Origin of the sequence: Staphylococcus massiliensis, from assembly GCF_043186315.1 — a bacterium.
GTDB classification, from domain to species: domain Bacteria; phylum Bacillota; class Bacilli; order Staphylococcales; family Staphylococcaceae; genus Staphylococcus; species Staphylococcus massiliensis.
Genome location: NZ_CP171119.1, coordinates 77,437 through 97,297, shown reverse-complemented (window position 1 = coordinate 97,297; position 19,861 = coordinate 77,437). Strand labels below are relative to the sequence as shown.

The window sequence follows — 19,861 nt, the reverse complement described above, 5'->3', positions numbered from 1 at the left end:
TGCAATCGTGAAAATTATGATAAGGCTACTCGGTGGCTTTTACAATTAGGAAAGGTGAGATGACCTGATGAAAGTCTATAGTCAAGGGGATTTAGCTATCGTCGTTTCACTAGACGGAGATGTTTCTAAATCAACAACTGAAGATTTAATCAAGTTAAGTAAAGCGCTACGTGCTAAACATTTACCGTTTATTATCGAAATCGTGCCGACTGAATCCGATTTACTAGTCGTTTATGACGCGACGAATATGATTAAGCATTATGATATTGAATCACCATTTAAATATATGAAGGCTTTAATTGAGGACATGGATATTCAATCTGAAGAAACTGAACACCAAGACGTGTGTGAAATTCCTGTTGTCTATGGCGACACGTACGGTCCTGACCTTAAAGATTTACTTAATGCGAACCATTTAACTGAAAGTGAGTTTGTGCAATTACATACTGAGAATCGCTACTTCGTGTCGATGATGGGTTATTCACCAGGCTTCCCTTATTTAACGGGGCTAGATTCCAAACTTTACGCGAGACAAACTGGTGTTCACAAGCGCTTTATTCCAGCAGGGTCTGTCATTATTGAAGGTCAAAAGTGCGGTATCGTAACGAATGATACGTATGGTGACTGGCTTGTTGTTGGCTATACGCCAGTTCAATTATTCGATCCTTCAAGCGAATCGATAACTGTATTAAAAGTTGGCGATATGGTGTCTTTCAAAGCGGTTTCTCAAAAAGATATAGAATTAGGGGGCTTTAAGCCATGTCAATCATAATTGAAGATGGTGGCCTATTTTCAAGTTTTCAAGATTTAGGTCGCAAAGGATATGAACATTTAGGTATTATCGCAAGCGGCGCATTAGATTCACTTGCGCATGAAATTGCGAACCGATTAGTTGGCAATGATAAAAACGAAGCAACACTTGAAATGACGCATAAGATGGCACGTATTCGTTTTACAGAACCAACCTTAATCGCGATAACTGGTGCGCATTTTAAAGCCCACGTAGGCGACATGTCGATTTATCCTTCTAAATTATATCGCTTAGAAAAAGGCGACGTCCTTACATTTACCGACCATACGAAAAGTACGCGTGCCTACTTAGCTGTAGCAGGTGGCTTTGAACTCGACACATGGCTTGGTTCCACATCAACAGACATGATTTCTAAGCTCGGTGGCTTCCATGGTCGTACATTGAAAGCTGGCGATGAAATTAATATGAAACGTGATTATAACGAACGCCATCATAAACTCTTTGAGAATCTTGAAAAGTCCAAGAAAGCTACTTGGGGCGTAGATGGTTATACGTTAAGTCTCAATTATCTTTCAGACGTGATTCACGTTATAAAAAGTAAGGGCGCTGAAGATTTTACAGAAGCGACTAAAAAGCAATTTACAACAAATGAATATAAGCTTACGAGTAAAGCAAACCGCGTTGGTATCGTACTTGATGGTGTGCCTATAAAAGCTTATTACGATGATATGCCGCCGCATCAAGCGGTTAAACGCGGCTCTATTCAAGTTAAACGTGACGGTACACCAATCATTTTACTCAACGATCACTATACGCTGGGAAGTTATCCGCAGCTAGGCACGGTCGCGAGTTATCATATCTCTAAAATTTCGCAAAAGCCACAAGGTGCTAAGCTTAAATTCCAGTATATTGATATCGAGCAGGCTGAAAAGAATCTGATTAAGTATGATCGATGGGTAAACCAACTCTTCCATTGTATTGAGTTTAAGATGCAGGAAGAAATGGCTAAAGTTGTGAAATCGTAACGGAGTTGGATTTCGTGTTGTGAGAAGGTGCGTAAGTTTGAAGCGATCGCGTCGTTGTTCGTGGACATGCGTGTAATGATATTTAATGAAGAAACGCGATGTTGATTTAGGTGGCGACGTCGAAATTAAACGTTCGTAAACGACACTTTGAAGACGCTTTTTACTTTAACATGACCAATTAAATATTTGATAAGGTGGATCTGCGTTTTGAAAAGTCGCGAGGTCCACTTTTTTTATATTGAGATGGATATCAACCTTAAGACTGAAAACTTTTAGTGAAGCAAGGTGTATAATAGATTTCAGTTTGTATTGATTAAATATTAACTTCTTTAAATCAATCCTAAGGCTATTATTAATTTAATTTTAATTGAATATGAAGTTAAATTTAAGCGTGAAAAATATTTTTAAAAACAGGTGGTTTCGCTTGAAATATTTCACTTGTTCCTATATATTTATATATTGTACTGAATATAGAATATTACAGAAATGTTACATATAACCCTTTATATGTAACTGAGATTGATTTGACAATAACTTTGTAAATAAACGATAAATGAAACTTGGACAAATGAATATGATTAAATGGAGGCTACAATCATGAGTACACAGAAAAAGAAAATAAGTGTATTTATGTTCTTCTTATTGACAGTATTAACTTTGTCTTTGAAGACATATTTTGCTTATTACGTTGACTTTTCTCTGGGCGTCAAAGGTTTAGTGCAGAACTTGATTTTGCTCATGAACCCATATAGTTTAATCGCCCTAGTTTTAAGTATATTTTTATTCTTTAAAGGTAAGAAAGCATACTGGTTGTTATTCATTGGTGGATTTTTACTTACGTTCCTACTGTATGCGAATGTTGTGTATTTCCGATTCTTCTCGGATTTCCTAACATTTAGTACGCTAAACCAAGCAGGTAACGTTGAATCCATGGGCGGTGCCGTTACAGCTTCTTTCGAATGGTATGACTTCATGTATTTCTTAGATACATTATTCTATCTATTCGTATTACTTTTCAAACGTGACTGGTTAAGCGAGCGCGTATTCAGCAAAAAGTTTATCCCAGTTGTGATGGCCGTTTCAGTAGCATTATTCTTCTTAAACTTAAGTTTTGCTGAAACAGATCGTCCAGACTTATTAACACGTACATTCGACCATAAATACTTAGTTAAGTATTTAGGACCATATAACTTCACAGTGTATGACGGTGTTAAAACAGTCCAAAACAAACAACAAAAAGCTTTAGCATCAGAAGATGACTTAACAGAAGTTTTAAACTACACAAAACAAAAGAACGCAGAACCGAATATGGAATACTTCGGTAAAGCTAAAGGCAAAAATGTTATCAAAATTCACTTAGAAAGTTTCCAAACTTTCTTGATCAATAAAAAAGTGAACGGTGAAGAAGTAACACCTTACTTAAATAAATTATCATCAGGTAATAGCGAGTACCGTTATTATCCAAACTTCTATCACCAAACTGGTCAAGGTAAAACATCAGATGCTGAGTTCACTATGGACAACAGTTTATATGGTTTACCTCAAGGTTCAGCCTTTTCATTAAAAGGAGACAACACGTATCAATCATTACCAGCTATCATGAACCAAAAACAAGGTTACACATCTAACGTGATGCATGGTGACTACAAAACGTTCTGGAACCGTGACCAAGTTTATAAACACTTTGGTATCGATAAGTTCTACGATGCAACTTACTACGATATGTCACCTAAGAACTTAGAAAACTTAGGACTTAAAGATAAAGAATTCTTCACGAAATCAGCAGAATATTTAGCGAAAGAAAAAGAACCGTTCTATTCGCACTTAATTACGTTAACAAACCATTATCCATTTACTTTAAACCCTCAAGATGCTTCAATTGAAAAGCCAAACACGGGTGACTCAACTGTTGATGGATATATTCAAACAGCAAGATATTTAGATGAATCACTTGAACAGTTTATCAACGAACTAAAAGCAAAAGGCTTATACGATGATTCAGTGATTATGATTTACGGTGACCACTATGGTATTTCTGAAAATCATAACAAAGCAATGGAAAAACTTTTAGGTGAAGAAATCACACCAGCCAAATTCTCTGACCTGAACCGCACAGGATTCTGGCTAAAAGTTCCTGGTATGGAAGGTCAAGTTGACCCAACATACGCAGGCCAAATCGATGTTATGCCGACAATGCTACACTTATTAGGTATTGATTATAAGAATTACGCTATGCTAGGTACAGATATGTTATCTAAGGATCATAAACAAGTCGTACCATTCAGAAATGGTGACTTCGTAACTGATAAGTATCAATATATTAACGGTAAAGCATACGATCAGAAGACAAATGAACCACTTGAAGAAGAACCTAAATCACTTGAATCAGATAAGCAACAAGTGGAAAAAGACTTATCAATCAGTGACAAAATCTTAAATGGTGACTTATTCAGATTCTACGACAACAAAGACTTTGATAAAGTCAAACCATCTAATTACCATTACAAAGCAGGCGAATATGGTAATCAAAAATAATACAACTTTTTCATAAATTCGATAAGGAGCCGAAACGTTCAAGCGTTTCGGTTCTTTTTTGGTTGGATGGGGGATTACGGGTGTGATTTTGAGTAGAATTAAGCGAAGTCGCTATTGCGGTAGGCGTTTGAAACTTGATGGCGAAACCGTCATCAAGTCTCAGGGCGTTTCAAACTTGATGGCGAAACCGTCATCAAGTCTCAGGGCGTTTGAAACTTGATGGCGAAACCGTCATCAAGTCTCAGGGCGTTTCAAACTTGATGATGAGACCGTCATCAAGTCTCAGGACGTTTCAAACTTGATGGCGAAACTGTCATCAAGTTTCAGGGCGTTTCAAACTTGATGGCGAAACCGTCATCAAGTCTCAGGACGTTTCAAACTTGATGATGAATCCTTAATCAAGTCTCAGGACGTTTCAAACTTGATGATGAATCCTTAATCAAGTCTCAGGACGTTTCAAACTTGATGGTGAAACCGTCATCAAGTCTCAACACATCTCAAACCCAATCAACAAAGCTTGACCGAATATCAAAGTCTGAACATTCAACGACATAAATGTTACAAACCGCTTAAACCAAGAGAACCGATGAAATATGTTATATTGAAACTCAAGAGGGAGTTGATATTATGATTCGTTTTAACGATTCAAGTTTAATACTGCAAAGTACAGCACCATAACTAAGGTACTTTGTAGCAGATTCTTTTCCTACAAGGTATCTTTTCCAACACAACTAAAAGAAAGGAAAATGAATCATGACGAAACAAATTTATCCTTACCAATATCACTATATCGCGGAACAAATGTATCAACTGCATAATATCTACAAATCCGTTAACGACCCAGAAACGGTTAAGCACCAAATGGCGGATGTGCTTCATAATATTCGTAACGTGTTTGAAGCTGTTACGCCTGAACTTGAAGCATCCCTTGAAACGCTCAAGGATATCAAATTATCTAAATACCAGATTGAGAAAGTCTTAAACGTCGTTAGCCAATATGTCATTCCTTTTCAAATGCCGTCATCTAAGCAGATTGAAAAGCAATTTCGAAAAGTTAAGAAGCTTAAGGTTCCAAACTTTAGCTCTGAAGATTTATTAGCTTCAACCTTTCTAGGTTGGAATGATCCGTCATCAAACCGTCGTTACATGTTGTACTATGATGAATCAGATTAATTGAAAGGATTTTACGGCGAGCTATCGCCGAAAACGGTTAAGGGCTTTTGCTCGATATGTAATAAAGAGAGTAAGGTGTCATTATTCTTGCATAAAAGTAAGGAATCGGGTGACGGGATGTATACGAAGAAGGGCGATTATATTTGTTATGATAGCCAAACGTGCAACCGTCAATTAACTGATCTCACTAAATTCTATCACTTTGTGAATAAACTGAATTAACGCATACTAAAAAGGACGTGTCGCTACATAGCGCCCACGTCCTTTCATGTTTTAACCTAAGGCAACATCTAGAATCATCATAATGGTAAAGCCAATCATGAGACTCATTGTCGCAAGGTCTGTATTATTACCGTTTTGTGAATCTGGAATGAGTTCTTCTACAACCACAAATATCATTGCGCCTGCAGCAAAAGCTAATGCATATGGTAGCATTGGCGTTATGAATACAACCGCTAAAGCACCAATTGTCGCAAAGATAGGTTCTACAATAGCAGATGCTTGTCCGTAGTTAAAGGCTCTCATTTTAGAAGCGCCTGAAGCACGGATTGGCATAGATAAGGCAGCACCTTCAGGGATATTCTGAATACCGATACCAATTGCTAAAGTGAGTGCGCCTAATAATGTGGCATGTGAATTTCCTGTAACAACGCCGCCAAATGCAACCCCGATGGATAAACCTTCAGGAATATTATGTAGCGTTATTGCTAGTACAAGTAATATATTTTTATCTAAACTTGACTTCATACCTTCTTTAACTTGGCTCTTATCGTTCGTATTACGATGCATATGCGGAATCACTAAGTCTAGTGAACGTATAAAGAGACCGCCTAATAAGAAACCAATGGCAGCAGGTACGAATGAGAATGGACTTCCATTACCAAAGTCGATTGCTGGTTGTAAAAGAGACCAAAAGCTTGCAGCTATCATAATGCCTGCCGCAAAACCTTGCATAGAGCTCAAGACTTTATCGTTAATATTCTTGAAAAAGAATACAAAAGCCGCACCAAGTGCAGTTAATAACCACGTTACGATACCTGCGAAAAGTGCTTGTATGTAAGGTGGCAAACTTTGGAATAATTCTTGCATCTACAAAGTCTCCTTCTATCATTTATTAGTAAAAAGATGTATAATATATAGAACTGAATTAAGTCTACCAGTAAATGTAAGTATTGTGAAATAAAAGGATGAAATTATTATGGAAGCATATAAAATCGAACATTTAAAGAAAATGCACGCAGATAAAGTGATTTTTGATGATCTTAATTTATCAATTTCAGAACATGAGAAAATCGGACTCGTTGGCATTAATGGGACAGGTAAGAGTACATTACTTAAAGTGATTGCGAACTTAGATGAAGATTTTGAAGCTTCAGTCACACACCCTAAAGACTACAATATTTGCTACTCAGCTCAAAAGCAAGACTTAGATCTCGATAAGACTGTTTTTGAAACGGTCATGGACGTAGACACAAAGACGATGCGCGCGATTAAACGTTATGAACAAGCGACGAAGCATTATAGTAATGTGATGACAGATGAAGCGCTTAACGAGATGATGGCAGCGCAAAACGACATGGATCAATTAAATGCATGGGACTACAGTGCTGAAATTAAAACGATCTTAACTAAACTTGGCATTCATGACGTTGATAAAAAAGTAGGCGCCTTGTCAGGTGGCCAACAAAAGCGTGTTACACTTGCGAAGTCGTTAATCGAAATGCCAGACTTACTATTATTAGATGAGCCTACGAACCATTTAGATTTTGAATCAATTCATTGGCTTATCAACTTTGTAAAGCAATATCCGCATACTGTGCTTTTCGTGACGCATGATCGTTACTTTTTAAATGAAGTGGCGACACGTATCGTTGATTTAAATCAAGGTCAACTGACGACGTATCCTGGTAATTATGAATCATACATAGAGATGCGTGCTGAGAATGAACGTATTAAGGCAGAACAACGTGACAAAGAAAAGTCACTTTATAAAAAGGAATTAGAGTGGATGCGCGCCGGTGTAAAAGCACGTACGACGAAACAAGAAGCGCGTAAACAACGCTTTAAAGACTTAGAATCTCAAGTTAAAGGTCACACGCAAGAACGTAGTGGTGAATTGAACCTCGCGTACTCACGACTTGGTAAACAAGTATACGAACTTGAAGATGTATCAAAATTGATTAAAGATAAAACATTGTTTAAGGGCTTTTCAGAGATTGTGCAAAGCGGCCAACGTGTTGGTATCGTTGGACCGAATGGTGTTGGTAAGACGACGTTGTTGAATATATTAAGTGGTGAGGATAAGGACTTTGATGGCGACCTTAAAATTGGTCAGACGGTAAAAGTGGCATATTTCAAACAAACGGATGAGCGTTTGGACCGTGATATACGTATGATTGATTTCTTAAGGGAAGAAAGTGAAGTCGCTAAGCAAAAGGATGGCACGAATGTATCCATTACACAGCTTCTGGAACGCTTTCTATTTCCGAGTTCGACGCATGGTAAGAAAGTTTATAAGCTGTCTGGTGGCGAACAAAAGCGTCTGTATCTCTTACGCTTACTTGTGCATCAACCGAACGTATTACTGCTCGATGAGCCTACGAACGATTTAGATACAGAAACGCTTACGATATTAGAGCAATACATTGAGGACTTCGGTGGCACGGTAATTACGGTTAGCCACGACCGATACTTCTTAAATAAGGTTGCGAAAGCGTATTGGTATATACACGATGGTCAAATAGAACGAGTTATTGGCGACTTTGATGATTATCTCGCTTATAAAAAAGCTGTTGAAGATGAAGCGCAAGCACAACGTGACCGTGACAAGGTCAAACATACAAAGTCTAAGCCACAGAAATCTGGACTATCTTATAAGGAAAAGCGTGAATATGAAACGTTAATCGAGCGTATTGATGAAACTGAAGCACGTCTTGAAGCGATTGACAGTGAGATGATTGAAGCGGGTAACGATTATGCGAAAATTAAAGAACTCAATGAAGAAAAAGAAATTTTAGAAGAAACGTATGATAATGACATCACAAGATGGAGTGAACTCGAAGAATTATTAAATTAATGAGGGATATTATGGAGGAAACATTATCACATTATTTTGGTTATGCGTCATTTCGACCGGGCCAAAGAGAAATCATTGAAAAAGTAATGGACCATGAACATACCCTTGGCGTACTGCCAACTGGTGGCGGTAAATCACTTTGCTATCAAATCCCTGGGTTAATGAAAGGCGGCATCACCCTCGTGATTAGTCCGCTAATTTCTTTGATGAAAGACCAAGTGGAACAATTACAGGCAATGGGTATTAAAGCTGCTTATTTAAATAGTAGTTTGTCGCAACAACAGCAAAAAGAAGTTGAAGCTTCACTGAAACAAGGTGAAATTCAATTTCTTTTTATTGCACCTGAGCGCTTTTCACAACATTACTTCATGAATATGATTCGAAAACTTGATATTAAACTCATTGCATTTGACGAGGCGCATTGTATTTCTAAGTGGGGGCATGATTTTAGACCGAGTTACCAAGAAGTTATACATAAAGTATTATCACTACCACAAGCATTTACAATTGTTGCTTTAACTGCGACAGCGACGAATGAAGTTGAGAAGGATATTATGTCGCGTCTTACAATTGACCGAAAGAACCTTGTCAAAACAAGTACGAAGCGTCGAAATCTCATTTTCAAGGTGAATCCAACTTATCAACGTCAAAAATTCGTGATTGATTATGTTAAGGCACACGATAAACAATCAGGTATTATTTATTGTTCAACGAGAAAGCAAGTTGAAGAAATTTATGAAGCTTTGCAGCAAGAAAATGTGCGTGTAATCTTTTACCATGCTGGTATGACAAATAAGGAACGTGAAGAAGCTCAGAATGACTTCGTGTTTGATAATGTCGATGTTGTGGTTGCGACGAACGCTTTTGGTATGGGGATCGATAAATCAAATGTACGCTACGTGATTCACTATAACATGCCAGGTGATTTAGAAAGTTACTACCAAGAAGCTGGTCGTGCAGGGCGAGATGGTCTTGATAGTGAATGTATCTTGATGTTTAGCGACCGTGATATTGGGCTACATCAGTTCTTTATACAATCGTCTCAAGCCGACGAAGATTATAAAGAGCGCATGGGTGAAAAGCTCACTAAGATGATGCATTACACAAAGACAAAGAAATGTCTAGAAGCGACTTTGGTGCATTATTTTGAACCTAATGAAAAGCTAGAAGAGTGTGGACAGTGTAGCAATTGTCAAAAGCAAGATAAGACTTACGACATGACAAGAGAAGCTCAGAAAATTATTAGTTGTATCTGTCGACTTGGTCAGAAGGAAACATATAATACCGTTATTCAAGTCCTACGTGGTGAAACATCTGATTACATTCAGCATTCCGGATTTGATAAGGTGACGACGTTTGGACTTATGAAGATGTATACAACAAGTGAATGTCATCATCTTATCGATGAACTCCGTTTTAAGGGCTTTTTAAATGAACAAGATGGTGTTTTAATCTGTGATAAAACGGTTAAATCAGTATTAAGTGGTGAAAAATCTGTATTTACGACACCATTTAAACAAAAAGCTAGAGAAAAGGTTAGTATTAATACTGTTGAAGGTATTGATCGTGCCTTATTTGATGAATTGATTAAAGTGCGCAAGCAATTAAGTGATAAATTGAACATCGCGCCAGTAAGTATATTCTCTGATTATACATTAGAAGAATTTGCGAAACGTAAACCAGAAACGAAACAAGATATGATAGTTATAGATGGGGTAGGTAGTTATAAACTTAAACATTATTGCCCTAAATTCTTAGAAACGATTCAGTCTTATAAAGATAAGGTTTAAACATTATAGGTTTATCTACTCGAATCATTCATAATTCCGATTCTTTTATAGTATGTGTTGGTATGTGATTTGAAGTAGGTAAACCTTTTTCAATATTAAATGTTGTAAAAATTTGGAATATACTCTAAACTTACATTAATTTATCATCTTTTGTTAAAAATACATATTAAAAGAGGTAATGATATGATTCAATTCAAGAATGTGACCAAGCGTTACAAGGATAAAGTAGCCGTAGATGACTTAAGCTTTAATATTAAAGAGGGCGAATTTTTCGTCTTAATTGGACCATCTGGTTGCGGTAAAACGACTACACTTAAGATGATTAACCGCTTAATCCCTTTAACAGACGGGTTTATCTATTTCAACGACAAACCAATAAGTAGTTATCCTGTTCATGAAATGAGATGGGATATTGGTTATGTGCTTCAACAAATTGCTTTATTTCCGCATATGACGATTAAAGATAATATCGCGCAAGTGCCTCAAATGAAGAAATGGGACGCTAAGCGCATTGACGCCCGTGTTAACGAACTTATGGAAATGGTTGGTTTAGAACCTGAAGTTTATAAAGACCGTCTGCCTCATCAGTTATCAGGTGGGCAACGTCAAAGAGTTGGGGTGCTTCGTGCATTAGCTGCAGATCCACCTGTTATTCTCATGGATGAACCGTTTAGTGCATTAGATCCAATTAGTAGAGAAAAACTTCAAGATGATTTATTAAATATTCAAAGTAAGATTAAGAAAACGATTGTCTTCGTGACGCATGACATACAAGAAGCCTTCAAATTAGGTGATCGTATCTGTCTTTTAAATGAGGGGCACCAAGAACAAATTGGAACACCTGATGAATTTATGACGCAGCCGAAAAATGAGTTCGTAAGACAATTTATTGGTGACTTAGACGCATATATGATTAAACAAGTGACGGTGAAAGATATTATTAACCAAATTCACTTACCTAAGACGGATGAAGATCCGAGTTTACCAGTCGTGAGTGAAGATGCGACGATACAAGATATTTATGATGAGTTATCCCGTTCAGATAACGTCTTGGTATGTTGTGATGGCGAAATGTTTTACCAGCTTAACCGACAAGACGTCTTTACTTTCTTAGCTCATAGTCAAAGAGGTGCGTTATCATGAAACAATTCTTCGAAACGTTAGCAGAACGTAAGTCTGAACTGTTGCAAGTGTTAATCGAGCATATTCAATTATCCTTTATAGCACTGTTAATCGCGGGATTAATTGGTGTGCCACTCGGTATCTTATTAACTAAGACGAAGAAAATTTCAGAAATCGTGATTAATATAGCGGCGGTGCTTCAAACGATTCCATCACTCGCCTTACTTGGTTTAATGATTCCGTTATTCGGTATCGGTAAAGTACCAGCTATAATTGCGTTAGTCGTGTATGCATTATTGCCGATTCTCCGTAATACTTACACGGGTATTAAGGAAGTAGACGGCTCTCTTGTTGAAGCGGCTAAAGGTATTGGTATGAAGCCGTTACGACGTTTAACTAAAGTAGAGTTACCAATCGCAATGCCCGTCATTATGGCAGGGATTCGAACAGCTATGGTGCTTATCGTTGGTACGGCTACACTCGCAGCTTTAATTGGTGCAGGTGGTCTTGGTGATCTTATCTTACTCGGTATCGATCGCAATGATGCATCGTTAATTCTTATTGGTGCAATACCGGCTGCGATTTTAGCCATCCTATTTGACTTTGTGCTTCGTTATTTAGAGCGCGTCTCTTATAAAAAGGCCTTAATCATCCTGTTAAGTATTTTACTCGCTATGTTACTCGTCATCGTAGGTCCTATGCTCACGAAGAAGGGTGACAATATCACAATAGCTGGTAAGTTAGGTGCTGAGCCTTCGATTATTACACATATGTATAAGATTCTGATTGAAGAAGAAACAGATGACACGGTAAAAGTAGAAGATGGTTTAGGTAAAACATCATTCTTATTTAACGCTTTAAAATCTGGAGACATAGATGGTTACCTTGAGTTTACAGGTACGGTTTTAGGCGAACTTACAAAAGAACCGCCTAAATCTAAAGATGCAGATAAAGTATACAACCAAGCGAAACAAAGTCTTGAGAAAAAACATGATATGACGATGTTAAAACCAATGAAATTTAACAACACATACGCGCTTGCGGTTAAGAAAGACTTTGCTGAAGAACACGACCTCAAAACGATTAGCGACTTGAAAAAGGTTGAAGACGAAATTAAACCTGGTTTCACTATGGAATTTAATGACCGCGGTGATGGATTTAAAGCAATTAAGAAATCCTATGGCTTAAACTTTGATGACGTAAAAACAATGGAACCTAAGTTACGTTATCAAGCTGTTGAAAAGGGTGATATCAATCTCATCGACGCTTATTCAACAGATGCAGAACTTAAGAAATACGATATGATTGTGCTAGAAGATGATAAGAAAGTGTTTCCGCCTTATCAAGGTGCGCCAATGTTTAAAAAGTCCTACATCGAAAAACATGAAGAAATTAAGAAACCGTTAAATAAACTTGAGAACAAAATTTCTGATGAAGACATGCAAGAGATGAACTATAAAGTGTCTGTAGAAGGTGAATCACCAGAGAAAGTAGCACGTGAATATCTTGAAAAAGAAGGGCTTCTAAAGTCGTCTGATTGATTTTTATTGTGTAAAAGATTTATAATTAAATTATAATATCTAAAACATAGAAACTGAGGTGGTCTTATGAAGGAACAATTAAAAGACATGCAAGCTTACCAAGCTGGTTTATCACCAGAAGGATTAAAAGATAAATATAACCTTGACGTTGATTTATTTAAACTCGCATCTAACGAGAACGTTTATGGACCTTCACCGAAAGTTAAAGAAGCGATTCAAGAAAACTTAGATCGCATCTTCTATTATCCTGAAACAGATGTACCTCAAGTACGTGAAGCATTAAGTGAATTTTACAATATTAATCCCAAAACATTATTCTTTGGCGCTGGTTTAGACGAAGCAATTCTAACGATTACACGCACTGAACTTGATGATGGCGATAAAATCGTTACTAGTGAAGCAACATTCGGCCAATATAAACGCAATGCGATTGTAGAAGGCGCTGAAGTTGTTGAAGTACCTTTAAAGGACGGTTACTTTGATTTAGATGGCATTTTAAATGAAATTGATGACAAAACAAAGATGGTTTGGATTTGTAATCCGAATAATCCAACAGGTACTTATGTAACGCATGAAGCGCTTGAAAACTTTATTTCACAAGTGCCTGATGACGTATTGGTAATGGTGGACGAAGCTTACTTTGAATTCGTTAACCAAGAAGATTATCCGAATACATTCGAACTACAAGACAAATATCAAAACGTCGTATTATTACGTACTTTCTCCAAAGCTTATGGTTTAGCTGGTTTACGTATCGGTTATGTCATTGCGGACGAATCTCACGTCAACAACTGGGATATAATTAGACCGCCATTTGATATTGGTGTCTTAACGCAAGTAGCAGCTCAAGCAGCACTTGAAGACCAAGATTATTTAAAAGATGTTACATCTAAAGTTGTTACTGAGCGTGAAAAATTCTATGAACTTGAAGCAAGTAAGCACTTCTATGATAGTGAAACAAACTTCATCTACGTTAAAACGGATCGACCTCACGATTTATATGAAGCACTATTAGAAGTAGGGGCAATTACGAGAGAATTCCCTGATGGCTTACGCATTTCAATTGGCTTCGAAGATCAAAATGATAAAGTTAGACGCGTATTAGAGTCATTTGAATTTTAAATGTTGTTTTAATAGCGTAAAACCCTGATAAAGAAGTGGTAGAAGAAATCATTGGTATTTCTCTACCGCTTTTTTAGTGTGATAATGATTGCGTGTGATTCATATACAAATTTGATATACTTGTGGTGCTACTATTAAAAGGGAGTTGTAATTCATGGCAAGAGAATCTATAGGTATAGATATGGATGAAGTGCTAGCTGATACGGTTGGCTCACTTTTAGAAGAGTTTAATAAAAAGACAGAATTAGGCGTTACGTTGGAAAGTCTTGAAGGCGATAAGTTACGCAATGTTATGCCTGAACATCAAGCTGTGATTAAGGATATACTTGCGAGTAACGGCTTTTTCAGACGCTTAAAAGTGATTCCTGATGCAGTTGAAGTTGTTAAGAAGTTAAATGAACATTACGATATTTATATCGTTACAGCAGCTATGGATGTGCCGACTTCATTTAGTGATAAATATGATTGGTTACGTGAACATTTCGCATTCCTAGACCCACAACATTTCGTATTCTGTGGACGTAAAAATGTCGCACTTACAGATTATTTGATTGACGATAATCCGAAACAACTACGTATTCATACAGGTAAACCACTTATGTTTACAGCACCACATAATGTAAACGAAACTGAGTTTACACGTTTAAATAACTGGAAAGAAGTCGAAGCTTACTTTCTAAACTAAAAAAAGACCCGATTTCACGCGTTTACCAGTCATTTGTCGTAATCTTAAACATACAGTTAAGATTTTGCGATCGTGACTTTGGTCGTGTGGAATCGGGTTTAATATGTTTTTTATCAATATCATTTATTTTATTGTAGTGTCAGGATTTCAATATGTTGCGGTAAGATTTCGATGTCTATAGGTGTTTCGTAAGCAATTTCGCCATCGACATCAACCTTCATAGTCGGTGATGTTTCAATTTGAATGTGCTTACCTTCAACATGTCCAATATTTTCACTAATTTCGTTCCAATTCATACTATCACGTAAGCTAAAAATATCTTTCATGATACTCACACTATAATCGTTAAAAATGAAAACATTTAACGTACCATCATCCGGCGTCATGTCGGTCATAGGAATTTTACCGCCACCGATAAAGCGGCCGTTAGCGATAAGAATCATAGATGTGTCGCCTTCTTCAGTATAGTCGTCTACTTTCATTTTATAATCAAAGTGTGTTGGATTCGCTAAAGTTTTAATCGTAGATCCAATATAACTTAATTTACCAAAGATATCCTTTGAACCATCTTGAACATTCTCAGCGTTTTGAACCATAAGCCCCATACCAGCGAAGTTGAGTGCATATTCACCGTTAACTTTCATAACATCATATGCTTTCTGAGTAGTTTGAGGTAATTGTTCACTTGCCTTTTTAAAGTTACCATCTAAATTAAGTGTTTTAGTAAAATCTTTAAATGTACCACCAGGTAATACGCCGATTGGTAAGTTTAATCCATTCTCACATACGCCATTTACAAGCTCATTGACTGTGCCATCTCCGCCTAAAATGAATAAAATATCAGCATCTTCGGCATACGTTTGTTCTTTTATCTTTTTACAATAGTCTTTAATTTGTCCTTTTTCTTCACTAAGTTGAACAGTTACGCGCTTACACATCTGACTTAAATATTGCGTTGCAGTACCAATACCTAGGTTGATATCATCTAAACCAGAATGTTCATGATAAAAAAGAATGCCATGTTCATAATTATGAGACATAAAATAACCTACTTTCTTAAAGGTAAATTTTGTATGTTCATTACATATTTTATACTTTATTTTGTCTCTTTGGCAAAGATAAATACGCTTGCTTATGTTTGTATCTATTTTATTTATAATACCTTTCTTTTTCTAAAAGACACTAATAATAGCATTTGAAAGATATATAATAAGAGCGTCGTTAAAAAGATGAAATAAATCGGTTCATATTTATTAAACGTCCATTCCCAAGCACTATTAACAGCGATACTCTCATAAGCGAATAAAGATGTACAAAGCATGATGAGGTGGCCTACGTTAATCCTGAAAATGGATAAATATCTTAATTGAAAACATGAAACCAGAAAATATAGTAATGTAACTATTATATATATGTACTTATAATGATATTCGTAAACGCAATACAACAAAATAAATGGTATTGGTAATATGTATAATAATAATAAAAATAGGGATATTGAAAATCTCATCATTTTTCCTCTTATGTAATGTGTATATTTAAAACTATAATGTTTTACAACTAAATTTACTTTTAAATTATAACATATCAAAGCTTTCGTTGAATCTGCATTATTGAAAATTTTATATCACTAATATTCTAAATTGTTTGTTAATTACTGGTATAATGCGTTTATTCATATTTAAAAAAGCGCACATGAATTTGTGCGCTTTGCATTGATTTATTATTAGTGAATACCTTTCATACTTCTCTTTATGATAGGTGTGATTAAGAAAATCACGATACCTATTAAAACAGCGAAACCACCGATAAAGCCAAAGTAATTGCGGTCTCCTAAAATAGGAATTAATTTCACGAGTTGTCCATTTAAAGCTTGTGCAGTTGCATTAGTAAGTAACCAAAGACTCATCATTTGCGCGTTAAATTTTAGAGGTGCTAATTTAACAGCAGAACTACTACCTGTTGGCGAAATCAATAACTCACCAATAACGCAAATCATGTATGAAAGAATAATCCAAAATACCGCGATTTTAGCGCTTCCTGTCATCATAATAACAACCATCATTAGTATAAATGAAGCACCTGCGAACATTAAACCGATTGCGAACTTCATTGGTAAGCTTGGTTCATACTTATCAAGCTTTTTCCATAAGAATGAAATAATAGGTGCGAATACTACGATAAAGAAAGGATTGATCGTTTGAAACCACGTCAATGGAAAATCAAACTCTAATCCGAATAAATTGAGCGATAAATCAGCGCTCTTTTTAGCAAACACGTTCAGTACGTTCGCACCTTGTTCTTGAATAGACCAGAAAATGACACCAACTACAAACAATGGTATGAATGCGTAAACACGTGATCGTTCAGTATCTGATACTTCTTTACTGCGAATCATGATCGTGAAGTATACGATTGGTAAAACTAAACCGAGCACTAATACGATATAACTAATTAAGTCGAACGTTAAGGTTTGTGTCATTAAACCTATGATAGCTGCAATAACGAGTGCTAATGTTGAGAAACCGAAAATCTTACCGTAGAGTTTCTTTTCTTTATGAGATAAAGGGTCTTCTGGTTTTAACCCAACTTGACCTAGCGTATTACGTGTGAATAGTAGGTAGATAACTAGAGCTAATCCCATACCAATTGCTGCAATTAAGAAACCGCCATGGAAGTTTTTAGTCTTCTCGAAATGCGTAAGTGCAATAGGTGCGATAAGGGCACCCATATTGACTGCCATATAAAATATAACGAAACCTGAGTCCATTCTTGAGTCGCCTTTAGGATATAAACGACCAACGATATTTGAAATGTTCGGTTTCATTAAACCTGATCCAATGATAATAAAGAACATCGAAATGCATAATGCGACAAGGCCGCCTATCGGTAAACTTAAGAATATGTGGCCGATTATAATTAATACGCCACCTAGGAAAGTTGCTGACCTTGTACCTAAAATTCTATCTGCAATCCATCCCCCAAGAATAGACGTCATGAAAATTAACGACCCGTAGATTGATAGAATCGACTGAGCGGTCGTTTGTTCGAGTCCTAGCCCACCATCTTCTATCGCATAATACATATAGAAGATGAGTAGTGCACGCATGCCGTAGTAACTGAATCTCTCCCAAAATTCAACTGAAAAAAGTATCCCTAAACCGCTTGGATGTCCAAAGAATCCGGTCTGAGGGATTTCGGTCGGTGCACCACGATTATTGTTATTTCTCATTTTAAAAGACACCTTTCTTTTTCCCTTAATATATAATTTCGTCGATATTTAAAATCATACGTCTTTATTTGCTAAATTACAACAAAATTTAGAAAATCAACAATATTAGAAATGTTAATTTCTGTTTTAATTTATTTGTTATTAATCAATAAAATCAATGTATTATGCATAAAAAAGAAGCAAAACAACCGTCATGATGACGATTATTTTGCTTTTATAAAAGTTACGTAATTTTTTATGTTTTCGATTATTTCACGCCAGCCATTAATTTTTTAATGAATGGACTAAATAATAAGAGCACGACACCTATGCTAATGGCAATAATGCCTGAATATAAGAAGTAGTCACCTTGGCTAATCGTTGTATAAACTTTAACCATTTGCGCGTTTAAGCCTTGAGCCATTGCGTTAGATAAGAACCAAATACTCATCATTTGTGCTGTAAATGCTTCAGGTGCTAATTTCGTAGTTGTCGATAACCCAATAGGTGAGATGCATAATTCTCCTAAAGTAACGAGTAATAAACTCAAGAAAATCCACATTGGATGAATTAAAGTTACTTCGCCACTTAAAGGAATAACCATTATGATGTATGAAATACCACCTAAAACTGTACCAATAGCGAACTTAACTACAGTAGAAGGGTTAAATTTACCTAACTTGACCCACATTAAAGAAAATAGTGGGGCACAGATAATGATTACTAATGGGTTAATTGATTGGAACCATGAAGCTGGAATATTAAAATCAATGGCGCCACCAGTTAATTTAGACATGCTAAGTTGTGTTTTAGTATCTGCAAATTGAGCAATGATTGTTGAACCTTGTTCTTGAATCATCCAGAATGCTACAGATGCTACGAATAAAGGTATATAAGCAAGTACGCGTTTTCGCTCGTGAGATTTCGTTTTATGGCTTGAAATAATACGTGCAATGTAAATGAAAGGAATAACAACGCCTAAAATAGACACAATATTCGCAAAACTTTCAAGAGAAAGTTTGTTCATGACTGCTAATAATACAGTTACAGCGATAATAGCAATTACTGCGACACTTATAATTTTAATGAATTTAGATCTTTCATCTTTTGATAATGGGTCAGGGACTTCAACACCTGCTAAGCCTAAGTGCTTTTTATTAGTGAAGAAGTAAATCACAAGACCTATAAACATACCAATTGCTGCTACAGCAAAGCCGGCATGGAATCCTACGTTTACTTGTAACCAACCAATTAATAAAGGTGATAAGAACGCACCCATGTTAATAGACATGTAAAAGATTGTGAATGCTGAATCTAATCTTGGATCGTTCTTTTCATAAAGTAAACCAACTGTTGATGAAATATTTGGTTTGAGTAATCCGGTACCAATAATTAAGAACAATAATGCTAGTAATAATAATGTGAAATTATTCGGTAATGACAGTAGAATATGACCAATCATGATCAATATACCACCATAGAATAACGCGTGGCGTGTGCCTGTTATTCTATCGGCTATCCAACCACCAATAATACCACTCATGTAAACAAGGGCACCGTAGATAGACACGATTTGTAGTGCTAGACCTTGCTCAATGCCAAATCCACCTTTAGCAACCGAATAGTATATGTAATATGCCAGGATGGCTTTCATGCCATAGTAACTAAATCGTTCCCAAAACTCTGTGAAAAAGAGTGTTCCTAATCCTTTAGGATGCCCAAAGAATCCTGAACGCGGTGTGCTTTCGATAATTTCTTCTTTAGTGTAATGTGTGTTTCCCATAACTTCACCTCTCGATATCTCTGAATTTTATTTTATACGTTACAATT

Annotated in this window: 13 protein-coding genes and 1 pseudogene; 10 read left to right on the top strand and 4 right to left on the bottom strand. The window is 36.3% G+C overall.

Annotated elements, in window-relative coordinates:
- Window positions 1-67: 67 nt before the first annotated feature.
- The 4 genes and pseudogenes from ACF3N8_RS00390 (at window position 68) to ACF3N8_RS00375 (ending at window position 5,706) form a co-directional block, all read left to right on the top strand.
- Entirely contained in the window at window positions 68-772 is a 705-nt protein-coding gene (locus tag ACF3N8_RS00390) for an allophanate hydrolase subunit 1 (RefSeq protein WP_009383117.1), read from the top strand.
- Entirely contained in the window at window positions 760-1,776 is a 1,017-nt protein-coding gene (locus ACF3N8_RS00385) for a biotin-dependent carboxyltransferase family protein (protein WP_009383116.1), read from the top strand. Before ACF3N8_RS00390 ends, ACF3N8_RS00385 begins: the two co-directional genes overlap by 13 nt.
- A gap of 597 nt (window positions 1,777-2,373) precedes the next feature.
- Window positions 2,374-4,311: a polyglycerol-phosphate lipoteichoic acid synthase LtaS gene (gene ltaS, locus ACF3N8_RS00380; RefSeq protein ID WP_392450022.1), complete on the top strand. Its 1,938-nt coding sequence runs from the start codon at window positions 2,374-2,376 to the stop codon at window positions 4,309-4,311.
- A gap of 753 nt (window positions 4,312-5,064) precedes the next feature.
- Window positions 5,065-5,706: pseudogene (locus ACF3N8_RS00375) on the top strand (FusB/FusC family EF-G-binding protein).
- 51 nt (window positions 5,707-5,757) lie between these two features.
- Here ACF3N8_RS00375 and ACF3N8_RS00370 read toward each other — a convergent pair.
- Window positions 5,758-6,573 carry a ZIP family metal transporter gene (locus tag ACF3N8_RS00370; RefSeq protein ID WP_009383113.1) on the bottom strand — a complete coding sequence of 272 codons (816 nt, stop codon included), beginning with the start codon at window positions 6,571-6,573 and terminating at the stop codon, window positions 5,758-5,760.
- 109 nt (window positions 6,574-6,682) lie between these two features.
- Between ACF3N8_RS00370 and ACF3N8_RS00365 the strand changes: the two genes are divergently transcribed.
- The 6 genes from ACF3N8_RS00365 (at window position 6,683) to ACF3N8_RS00340 (ending at window position 14,820) form a co-directional block, all read left to right on the top strand.
- Window positions 6,683-8,560, top strand: coding sequence for an ABC-F family ATP-binding cassette domain-containing protein (locus ACF3N8_RS00365; RefSeq protein WP_392450020.1), 1,878 nt, complete (start codon window positions 6,683-6,685; stop codon window positions 8,558-8,560).
- A gap of 11 nt (window positions 8,561-8,571) precedes the next feature.
- On the top strand, window positions 8,572-10,350 hold the full coding sequence (gene recQ, locus ACF3N8_RS00360; protein WP_392450018.1) for a DNA helicase RecQ: 1,779 nt from the start codon (window positions 8,572-8,574) through the stop codon (window positions 10,348-10,350).
- 183 nt (window positions 10,351-10,533) lie between these two features.
- Window positions 10,534-11,493 (top strand): ABC transporter ATP-binding protein, encoded by a 960-nt coding sequence (locus ACF3N8_RS00355; RefSeq protein ID WP_009383110.1) that lies wholly within the window; start codon window positions 10,534-10,536, stop codon window positions 11,491-11,493.
- Window positions 11,490-13,013, top strand: coding sequence for an ABC transporter permease/substrate-binding protein (locus tag ACF3N8_RS00350; RefSeq protein ID WP_238093846.1), 1,524 nt, complete (start codon window positions 11,490-11,492; stop codon window positions 13,011-13,013). Before ACF3N8_RS00355 ends, ACF3N8_RS00350 begins: the two co-directional genes overlap by 4 nt.
- A 66-nt stretch (window positions 13,014-13,079) precedes the next feature.
- The gene (gene hisC / locus ACF3N8_RS00345) at window positions 13,080-14,135 is read left to right on the top strand and encodes a histidinol-phosphate transaminase (RefSeq protein WP_017176641.1); all 1,056 of its coding nucleotides are present in this window, start codon (window positions 13,080-13,082) and stop codon (window positions 14,133-14,135) included.
- A 154-nt stretch (window positions 14,136-14,289) separates the two neighbouring features.
- Window positions 14,290-14,820 (top strand): 5'-3'-deoxyribonucleotidase, encoded by a 531-nt coding sequence (locus ACF3N8_RS00340; protein ID WP_009383107.1) that lies wholly within the window; start codon window positions 14,290-14,292, stop codon window positions 14,818-14,820.
- Window positions 14,821-14,948: 128 nt separating this feature from the next.
- Here the strand turns inward: ACF3N8_RS00340 and ACF3N8_RS00335 are convergent, their stop codons facing one another.
- The 3 genes from ACF3N8_RS00335 to ACF3N8_RS00325 form a co-directional block, all read right to left on the bottom strand.
- Complete coding sequence (locus ACF3N8_RS00335) at window positions 14,949-15,860, bottom strand: diacylglycerol kinase family protein (protein WP_009383106.1); 912 nt, start codon at window positions 15,858-15,860, stop codon at window positions 14,949-14,951.
- A gap of 686 nt (window positions 15,861-16,546) precedes the next feature.
- Window positions 16,547-18,052, bottom strand: a complete 1,506-nt coding sequence (locus ACF3N8_RS00330) for a peptide MFS transporter (protein ID WP_009383105.1) — start codon at window positions 18,050-18,052, stop codon at window positions 16,547-16,549.
- A 247-nt stretch (window positions 18,053-18,299) separates the two neighbouring features.
- A complete protein-coding gene (locus ACF3N8_RS00325) occupies window positions 18,300-19,814 on the bottom strand; it encodes a peptide MFS transporter (protein ID WP_009383104.1) in 1,515 nt (504 codons plus the stop codon).
- Window positions 19,815-19,861: the final 47 nt, after the last annotated feature.